The following is an 8,767-nucleotide window of genomic DNA, read 5'->3' on the forward strand; positions in this document are numbered from 1 at the left end:
TCACGAACGGCTGGCCCTGCAGGCGCTGGGGCGCGTGCAGGCGCGGGCCTGGCCCGCCGCCGTGCAGCATGCCCACGAGGTCGACCGCCTGATCAAGGGCCTGTCGGTCAGCGGACGCCTGTCGGATCCCTGGGAAGAAATGACCCGCCTGGCCCTGCGCGTGGCCGCCGCCGGCCGACCTTGATTCCTGCTGCGCCCCGTACGGCTATCGCAGCAGGATACACTTAAGCCCTCTGCCGGCGCTCCGGCGCGCCGCCACCCCGATTCATGCAAGACACCGACATGTCCACTTCCGATATCGACACCGCCATGCTGGCCCTGGGCGAAAATGCCCGCCGCGCCTCGCGCGCCATGATGCGGGCCAGCGGCGCCGCCAAGAACCAGGCCTTGCTGGCCATGGCAGATGCGCTGCGCGACCACCGTGCCGAGCTGAAGGCAGCCAACGCGCAAGACGTCGACACCGCCCGCGGCAACGGCCTGGAGGCCGCCCTGCTCGACCGCCTGACGCTGTCCGACAAGACCATTACCCACATGGCCGAAGGCCTGGCCCAGGTTGCCGCGCTACCCGATCCCATAGGCAGCACCACGGCCAGCGCCGTGCGCCCCAACGGCATGCGCGTGGCGCAAATGCGCGTGCCGCTGGGCGTCATCGGCATCATTTACGAATCGCGCCCCAACGTCACCATCGATGCCGCCGCGCTGTGCCTGAAGTCGGGCAACGCCACCATCCTGCGTGGCGGCAGCGAAGCCCTGCATTCCAACGTGGCGCTGGGCCGCGTCGTCCAGGCGGGCCTCGGCGCCGCCGGCCTGCCCGCCGAAGCCGTGCAAGTAGTCGGCACCACCGACCGCGCCGCGGTAGGCAAGCTCATCACCATGACCGAACATGTCGACGTCATCGTGCCGCGCGGCGGCAAGGGCCTCATCGCCCGCCTCTCGCGCGAGGCCCGCGTGCCGCTGATCAAGCATCTGGACGGCAATTGCCACGTATACATCGACGCCGCCGCCGATCCGCAAAAAGCCCATACCATCGCCTTCAATGCCAAGACGTACCGCTACGGCATTTGCGGCGCCATGGAAACCCTGCTGGTCGACGCCGGTGCCGCCGTGTCCATCCTGCCGCGCCTGGCGGCCGCGTTCACCGCGCACGGCGTGGAATTGCGCGGCTGTCCCCGCACGCTGGAAATCGTGCCGGCCGCCCAGCCCGCCACCGACGAAGACTGGGCCACCGAATATCTGGGCCCCATCCTGGCCGTGCGCATCGTCGACTCGCTGGACCAGGCCATGGAACACATCGCGCGCTGGGGCTCGGGCCATACCGACGCCATCGTCACCGAAGACCTGTCGGCCGCGCAGCGTTTCCAGCGCGAGGTCGATTCCAGTTCGGTGTATGTCAACCTGCCCACCTGCTTCGCAGACGGCTTTGAATACGGCCTGGGCGCGGAAATCGGCATTTCCACCAATCGCCTGCATGCCCGCGGCCCGGTGGGCCTGGAAGGCCTCACCACCCTGAAGTGGGTACTCAGCGGCGAAGGCCAGACGCGCGGCTGAGCTGCCGCCTTGCGCCCGTACTCATCACGCTTTTTTCCGGATACTCATGCCCACGCAAGTCCTCGCCTACGCTTTCAGCCTTGTCACCCTGTGCTTCCTGGTCTGCACGATTTGCGGCATTTTCCTGTTCTTCCTGCATACCGACCGGATCAACCAGGTAATGCAACACCCGCTGCTCAAGCACGGGCCATTCCGCCGCTTCCCGCTGGTGATCAAGACCACCATTTTCCAGGACTACTTCTTCCGCCTGGCCTTCCCGGGTTTCAACTTCGGCTTGTTCGCGCATTCCAACAAGCAGCTCAGCCATATCGACCCCAAGCGCGTGCCCCTGGGCGTCAAGCTTCCCATCGTGGGCTTCTGGGCCTCATGCTGGGTGGGCCTGATCGCCATGGTCGCGGTCTGGGTGCTGTTGTTCATGCACGGCTGAAGCCTCAGCCCTCTTCTTCGAACACCTGCACGATGGCATCGGCGATGGCGCGCACCCGCGCCCTGGCGGGTATGGCGGCAATGGGCACCGTCTGGGGCGTAGCGCCGTAAAATCGGCAGACAGTCCGTTCAATGCGGAAAGGCGTCCTTCCGATCATCCATTAGCCATCATGCCCGAAATTATTCACCATGAAGAACAAGGCCGTTTCGAAATGCTCGTCGAAGGGCATCTGTGCGAACTCGACTATCAATTGCGCAACGGCGCCATGGCCATTCTGCACACCGGCGTCCCCGATGCCGTGGGTGGCCGCGGCATCGCCGGCCAGTTGACCCGCGCGGCGCTGGACACTGCCCGCCAGCGCGGCTGGCAAGTGCAGCCAGTGTGCTCGTATGCCGCGTCCTACCTGGACCGCCACCCCGAATACCACGACCTGCTCGCCTGATGGCCAGGTCCAACCCGGCTTCAGCGCCGCAGATGTGCCCCTGCGGCAGCGACAAGGCATACGGGCATTGCTGCGGCCCCTATCACCAGGGGCCTATGCACCTGCAGGCTCCAACGGCCGAGGCCTTGATGCGCTCGCGCTACAGCGCCTTCGTGCTCGACGCCTTGCAGTACTTGCTGGATACCTGGCATCCCAGCACCCGTCCTGCGCAGCTGGATCCCAACCCGGCCGATCTCAAGTGGCTGGGCCTGCAAGTCCGGCGCCACGCACAGCAGGATGCCGAGCACGCCACCGTGGAATTCGTCGCGCGTTGCCGCCAGGCCGGCCGGGCCACGCGCCTGCACGAAACCAGCCGCTTTGTGCGCGCCGATGGCCGCTGGTTCTATCTGGACGGCCAGCATCACTGATGCGCGGGTTCGGCCAGCGGCCGCCACACGGCCGTCGGCAGGGTTCGCGCCACAGGCCCCGGCTCGATGCGGCGGACCGGGCTTGCGATAGTGGATGGCGTATCGCCTGGCGGCAATGACTGCATGTGCGCGATCAGCCCCTCCACGAAGATCCGCGCCCGCGCCGGCGGCGTGCGGCTGCCATACAAGGCATACAAGGCCACGGAAGCCACGCGCCACCCCGGCAGCACAGGCACCAGCGAGGTCTCATCCGCCATCAGGGCCGGCAGTGCCGCGATGCCCGCGCCCGCCTGCGCAAACCGGCGCATCAGGTCCAGGTCGCTGGTGCTAAGGTGCCCTTGCGGCGTAACCGGCAAACACTGCCCAGGCCGGGCCAGCCGCCAGGTAGCCAGTTCCGGGCAAAGGCCCGAAGGCAGGCACTCATGTCCGGCCAGCTCATCCGGGTGGGCGGGAAGGCCGCGCTGCTGCAAATAGGTTTCCGATGCATAGAGCCGGAACTCGAACTGGCCCAGCCGTCGGCCCACCAGGTCGCTGTCGGACTGCTCTCCCCAACGCAAGGCCACGTCGAAATGCCGGTTGCGCTCCCAGTTTTCGTCGTAGCCGTATTCGCAGCTGAATTGCAGGGCCGGCCATTGGCGCGCAAAACTGGGCACGAACGCCAGCAGGCCGGCGACATCCAGGCGGTCGGGCAATAGCACTTTCAACTGGCCGCGCGGATGCACTCCCTCATCCAGCAAGACATCCTGCGCATCCAGCGTCTGCTCGATCAGTTGATGGCAACGCTCGTAGTACAGCCTGCCTGCCTCGGTGAACGCAATTCTGCGCGTCGTGCGCGAAAGCAGCTGCACCCCAAGCCGGTCTTCCAGCAGGCGCAACCGGCGCGACACGGTGGCCGCGGGCACGCCTATCAGTTCGGCGGTACGGGACACACTGCGCTGCTTCGCCACCTCCACGAAAATCACCACGTCGTTCAAATTGAAAACCGGCTCCGCACGTTTCATCAGCACCACCACCCGTAGTCCGCACCCGCCTGCGGCGGGTGAATATGGTTGGAAAATCCGGCAAGTTCCCTGCATTGCGTAGAATTGCCTGATAACTGCGCACTCTAGACAGGTACCCCTGTCAGCCCCTTGACCCGAAGCTGGCATTTCGCGGTCAGGAAGCTGACGATTCTGTCCCGTTTGGCGGCATGCGGGCGCCAGGCGGCCGCCACCCTGACAGGAATGTCAGGCCGGGGTCAGCAGGCTGACCTTCCGGCATGCGTAGACTGCGCCTGATGTCGAGCCGTTCCCCTTTGTCACAGTAAAGAAACACCATGCGTGTACTTGTCGTCGAGGACGAAGCCAAGACCTCCTCCTACATTCTGCGGGGCCTGACCGAGATGGGCTACACGGTCGATATCGCCAATACCGGTGTCGACGGTCTGCATCTGGCGCTCGAATTCGACTATGACGCCATCGTCCTGGACCTGATGCTGCCCGGCCTGGACGGCTACGGGGTGCTGGCCCAGTTGCGCCGCCAGAAAGCCACGCCCGTGCTCATGCTGTCGGCCCGCGGGGCCGTGGACGACCGGGTCACGGGCCTGCGCAAGGGCGCCGACGACTACCTGCCCAAGCCGTTCTCCTTTACCGAGCTGGTCGCCCGCCTGCAGGCCCTGACCCGGCGCCGCGGCGACGGCCTGGAAGTCACCACGCTGCAGGTGGCCGACCTGGCGATCGACCTGCTGGCCCGCAAAGTCACCCGCGGCGGCCAGCGGCTGGACCTCACGGCCAAGGAGTTCTCGCTGCTCGGCCTGCTGGCCCGCCACCAGGGAGAAGTACTGTCCAAGCTGATGATCGCCGAGCAGATCTGGGACATGAACTTCGACAGCGACATCAACGTGGTGGAAGTCGCTGTCAAGCGGCTGCGGGCGAAGGTCGACGCGCCCTATTCCCGCAAGTTGCTGCACACCGTGCGCGGCATGGGCTACGTGCTGGAAGACCGCCATGCCGGCCCCCTGGACAAGGCCGTGCCAGCCGCATGAACCGCAGCCTGCCCATCGCGTGGCGCCTTGCCGCCATGTTCGCGCTTACCGCCGCCGTGGTGTTCTCCGGGGTGGCGTTCTTCCTGTACTGCTTCCTGACCGAATCGGTGCGCGAGCAGGTCCGCAACGAACTGGAGTTCCATCACTCCATGCTGGACCCCATGATCGAATCGCGCCAGGCCCAGGAATGGGACGTGGTGCGCCGCAAGCTCGACGGCTTTGCCCAGGAAGGCGGCAGGGTGCGCTACTGGATACGCACACCCGACACGCAGTTCGCCTACGGCGGCCCGCTATTGCTCGAGGAAGGCTGGCACATGCCAGAAGGGCCTTTCGGCTTCGTCAAGGTGCGGGACCCCGCCAGGATCTGGGCGACCCTGAGCCGCCGCATCCCCGCCCACGGCGACCGTCCCGAAGTCGAGTTCGTCGTGGCGCTGGACGCATCGCCCTATATTCATACCAAGGAAAAATTCACGCGGGTCATGGGCATCGCCTCGGCCTTGGGCATTCTGCTGGTGGCCGTGCTGGGCTACTGGATCGCGAAACTGGGCTTGCTGCCAGTGCGCAAGCTCAGCCGGCAGGCTTACAGCCTGCCCATCACCAACCCGCGCGAACGGCTGGACATCGTCGGCCTGCCGCCCGAGATCCGCGAGCTGGCGGTGTCGTTCAACAATGCGCTGGCGCGCCGCGAGGCCGCCTGGCTGCAACTGGAAGGCTTCAACGCCGACGTCGCGCATGAATTGCGCACTCCGCTTACCAACCTGATCGGCCAGACCCAGGTGGCGCTGGTGCGCGAACGCGACCTGGGCGCATTGCAGGACCTGCTGGAGTCGAATCTGGAGGAACTGGAACGCATGAGCAGCATCGTCAACGACATGCTGTTCCTGTCCTGCGCCGAGAATGGCAATCGCGCCGCCGAGCTCACCCAGGTTTCCCTGCAAACCGAGGCGCGCAAGACCATCGAATACGTCGAAGATTCTTTTTCCGAACGGCACCTGGCCGTGCGAGTGCAGGGTGAAACACAGGCGCGGGTGGACCGGCGCCTGTTCCACCGGGCGCTGGCCAACCTGCTGTCGAACAGCGCGCGCTATGCCCGCGCGCACACCGAAGTCATCGTGTCCATCGAGACTCGTGGCGACCACGCCTGGGTGTCGGTGTCGAACCAGGGCGAGCCCATTCCGCCGGAACAACAATCCCGCCTGTTCGAGCGTTTCTACCGGGGCGATGCCGCGCGCGCGCACAGCGGCGTGCATCATGGCCTGGGGCTGTCCATCGTACGGGCCATCGCGTCCATGCACGGCGGCAATGTATTTGTACACAGCGAGGAAGGCATCAATACCTTTGGTTTTTCCCTGCTGCGATCGATCTAGGGCAGTTCACGTCAAAGAAGCTCGGCAACACCCCTGACCTCTGCTGTTTCGCCCGCCACGCTGGCGGCCCACTATCTTGAAGCCTCCCCTCATGAATAGTCTTCACCAGCGCAGTCCGGAATCGACAGCCAGCACCACCTCCCCTTCCGACGCCACGGCGGCCGGCCAGGACACCCGGGCCCGGCCGACGGGCGTGCTGTCCGTATTCGACGCCACCATCATCATGGTTGGGTTGGTCATCGGCGTGGGGATCTTCAAGACTCCCTCTATCGTGGCCGCCAACGTCAGTACGGAATGGGCGTTCATCCTGGTATGGATCGCCGGCGGCGTGGTCACCCTGGTCGGAGCGCTGTGCTACGCCGAACTCGCCTCGGCTCATCCGCACGCAGGCGGTGAATACCATTTCCTGTCGCGCGCCTATGGCCGTCCGGTGGCGGTGCTGTTCGGCTGGGCCCGCTGCACCGTGATCCAGACGGGCGCCATCGCCGGGGTGGCCTTCATGCTGGGCGACTACGTATCCCAGCTGCTCCCGCTAGGCCCATACGGTTCGACACTGTACGCCGCTCTTTCCGTCATGCTGTTCACCGGCATCAATGTCATCGGCACCACCCAAAGCAAAACCCTGCAGGTCGTGGTCACGCTCGTGGAAATCGCTGCGCTGGGCGCGGTCATCCTGATAGGTTTGTTCGCCTCGCCCGGCGCCACCCCGCCTTCCGTCAGCGCTCCGGCGGACGAAACCGCGGCGCTGGGGCTGGCCATGATCTTCGTGCTGCTGACCTACGGCGGCTGGAACGAAGCCGTCTACCTGACAGGCGAACTGAAAGACGCTCCGCGCAACACCGCCAAGGTATTCATCTGGGGCACGCTCATTCTGGTTGCCCTGTACGCGCTGGCCAATCTGGCGCTGCTTTCCATCCTGGGACTGGACGGCTTGCGCGCATCGGAAGCCGTGGCCGCCGACATGATGCGGCAAGTGGCCGGCCCCACGGGCGAGGTCATCGTCACTCTGGCGGTCGTGGTGGCCGCGGTCTCCACGCTGAATGCCACCATCTTCACCGGCGCGCGCACGTTCTATGCCATGGCGCAAGACCTCGCCCTGATGCGATGGGTAGGCGTATGGGATGGCCGCGGCAACACACCGGCAAACGGCCAGCTTGTCCAGGGCGCGCTGGCCCTGGCGTTGATCGCCTTGGGCGCAGTCACCCGCGACGGTTTCAAGGCCATGGTCGATTACACCGCGCCAGTGTTCTGGGGTTTCCTGCTGCTGGTCGGCATGGCCCTATTCGTGCTGCGCTGGCGCCACCCCGAGCGCAAGCTGCCGTATCGCGTGCCGCTCTATCCGTTCACGCCCATCCTGTTCTGCCTGACCTGCCTGTACATGCTGCACGCCAGTCTGCTGCATACCGGCGCCGCGGCCTGGGTCGGCCTGGCCGTGCTGGCCGCCGGCCTGCCCGTCCTGCTGCTGCGCAAACATGCCCCGGGCCCCCAGGCAACCCCCATTCCACGGCATGACGCCGCTCATTGAAGTACCCTTTCAAGGAGAGTCCTGATGCGAACACTGCAAAAAACCCTGGTTTCCGCCGTGCTTTGCACGCTGGCCTGGCATGGCGGCGCGATCGCGCAAAGCCCCAACCCCGCAACCACCGCGTCGTATGAACCCACTGTGGGCCAGTCCGGCAAAGACGTGGTGTGGGTGCCCACGCCCCAGACACTGGTAGACCGCATGCTGGACCTGGCCGCCCTCACTCCCCAGGATCGCCTGGTCGACCTGGGCTCCGGCGACGGCCGCACTGTCATCACAGCCGCCAAGCGAGGCGCCGTTGCGCGCGGCATCGAATTCAATCCTGACATGGTCGCCCTGGCGCGCGGAGCAGCCCAGGCCGAAGGCGTCGCCGATCGCGCCAGCTTCGAGCAGGCCGATATTTTTCAATCGGATTTCTCCGAAGCCACCGTCATTACGCTGTTCTTGCTGCCCAGGCTGAACGAACGCCTGCGCCCCACGCTGCTGGACATGAAGCCCGGCACGCGGGTCGTGTCCAACTCTTTCACCATGGGCGACTGGCAACCCGATGAATCCGTGCAGGTCACGGACCAATGCTCGGCCTATTGCCATGCCTACAAATGGGTGGTTCCCGCCAAGGTGGCAGGCAACTGGAAGCTTGGCGACCAGGAACTGGTACTGGAACAGACCTACCAGATGCTGAGCGGCAGTATGCGCAACGGCAGCGCCGCCACGCCTATCAGTGATGCACGCCTGGACGGCGACACCATCCACTTCACGGTAGGCACGCAGCGCTATACCGGCCGCGTTTCAGGCGATGCCATGCAGGGCAGCACCGCGGGCAACGCCACGTGGCAGGCATCGCGGGCATCGCGCTAAGGCACAAGAACGCTAGAGCGCGCCTGGCTGGCCGGCAAGAACCGTGCTTAGCGGCGCCCAAAACTGTTTCCGCAAAGACAAAACCCCAGCACGTTAGTGTGCTGGGGTTTTGCGGGATAAGAGCCTGACGATGACCTACTTTCACACACGGGAAGTGCACTATCATCGGCGCG

10 protein-coding genes and 1 pseudogene are annotated in these 8,767 nt (G+C 65.4%); 9 read left to right on the plus strand and 2 right to left on the minus strand.

Translation table 11 applies throughout. The features are described from left to right. From LPZ50_RS17445 to LPZ50_RS17455, 3 genes and pseudogenes are all read left to right on the plus strand, one after another. A pseudogene (locus tag LPZ50_RS17445) lies at positions 1 to 184 on the plus strand (DNA polymerase III subunit delta); the annotation flags it as partial. Between the two features lie 98 nt (positions 185 to 282). Further along, on the plus strand, positions 283 to 1,548 hold the full coding sequence (locus tag LPZ50_RS17450) for a glutamate-5-semialdehyde dehydrogenase (protein WP_230663058.1): 1,266 nt from the start codon (positions 283 to 285) through the stop codon (positions 1,546 to 1,548). Between the two features lie 46 nt (positions 1,549 to 1,594). Continuing rightward, positions 1,595 to 1,975, plus strand: coding sequence for a hypothetical protein (locus LPZ50_RS17455; protein ID WP_230663060.1), 381 nt, complete (start codon positions 1,595 to 1,597; stop codon positions 1,973 to 1,975). 4 nt (positions 1,976 to 1,979) lie between these two features. Here the strand turns inward: LPZ50_RS17455 and LPZ50_RS17460 are convergent, their stop codons facing one another. After that, entirely contained in the window at positions 1,980 to 2,132 is a 153-nt protein-coding gene (locus tag LPZ50_RS17460) for a hypothetical protein (protein WP_230663062.1), read from the minus strand. Positions 2,133 to 2,144: 12 nt separating this feature from the next. On the opposite strand from LPZ50_RS17460, the gene LPZ50_RS17465 reads away from it, so the two are divergent. Continuing rightward, positions 2,145 to 2,417 carry a GNAT family N-acetyltransferase gene (locus LPZ50_RS17465; RefSeq protein WP_230663064.1) on the plus strand — a complete coding sequence of 91 codons (273 nt, stop codon included), beginning with the start codon at positions 2,145 to 2,147 and terminating at the stop codon, positions 2,415 to 2,417. Continuing rightward, on the plus strand, positions 2,417 to 2,824 hold the full coding sequence (locus LPZ50_RS17470; RefSeq protein WP_230663066.1) for a YchJ family protein: 408 nt from the start codon (positions 2,417 to 2,419) through the stop codon (positions 2,822 to 2,824). Before LPZ50_RS17465 ends, LPZ50_RS17470 begins: the two co-directional genes overlap by 1 nt. Here the strand turns inward: LPZ50_RS17470 and LPZ50_RS17475 are convergent. After that, positions 2,818 to 3,825: a LysR family transcriptional regulator gene (locus tag LPZ50_RS17475; RefSeq protein WP_230663068.1), complete on the minus strand. Its 1,008-nt coding sequence runs from the start codon at positions 3,823 to 3,825 to the stop codon at positions 2,818 to 2,820. The two genes, LPZ50_RS17470 and LPZ50_RS17475, sit on opposite strands and share 7 nt — an antisense overlap. A 314-nt stretch (positions 3,826 to 4,139) precedes the next feature. On the opposite strand from LPZ50_RS17475, the gene LPZ50_RS17480 reads away from it, so the two are divergent. From LPZ50_RS17480 to LPZ50_RS17495, 4 genes are all read left to right on the plus strand, one after another. After that, positions 4,140 to 4,847: a heavy metal response regulator transcription factor gene (locus LPZ50_RS17480; protein ID WP_230663070.1), complete on the plus strand. Its 708-nt coding sequence runs from the start codon at positions 4,140 to 4,142 to the stop codon at positions 4,845 to 4,847. Next, a complete protein-coding gene (locus LPZ50_RS17485) occupies positions 4,844 to 6,214 on the plus strand; it encodes a heavy metal sensor histidine kinase (RefSeq protein WP_230663072.1) in 1,371 nt (456 codons plus the stop codon). The genes LPZ50_RS17480 and LPZ50_RS17485 overlap by 4 nt, the downstream gene beginning before the upstream one ends. A gap of 91 nt (positions 6,215 to 6,305) precedes the next feature. Further along, complete coding sequence (locus LPZ50_RS17490) at positions 6,306 to 7,739, plus strand: APC family permease (protein ID WP_268903462.1); 1,434 nt, start codon at positions 6,306 to 6,308, stop codon at positions 7,737 to 7,739. Between the two features lie 24 nt (positions 7,740 to 7,763). Then, positions 7,764 to 8,594 (plus strand): SAM-dependent methyltransferase, encoded by an 831-nt coding sequence (locus LPZ50_RS17495; protein WP_230663074.1) that lies wholly within the window; start codon positions 7,764 to 7,766, stop codon positions 8,592 to 8,594. Positions 8,595 to 8,767: the final 173 nt, after the last annotated feature.

This window comes from Bordetella petrii (assembly GCF_020991325.1).
GTDB lineage: Bacteria > Pseudomonadota > Gammaproteobacteria > Burkholderiales > Burkholderiaceae_B > Bordetella_A > Bordetella_A petrii_E.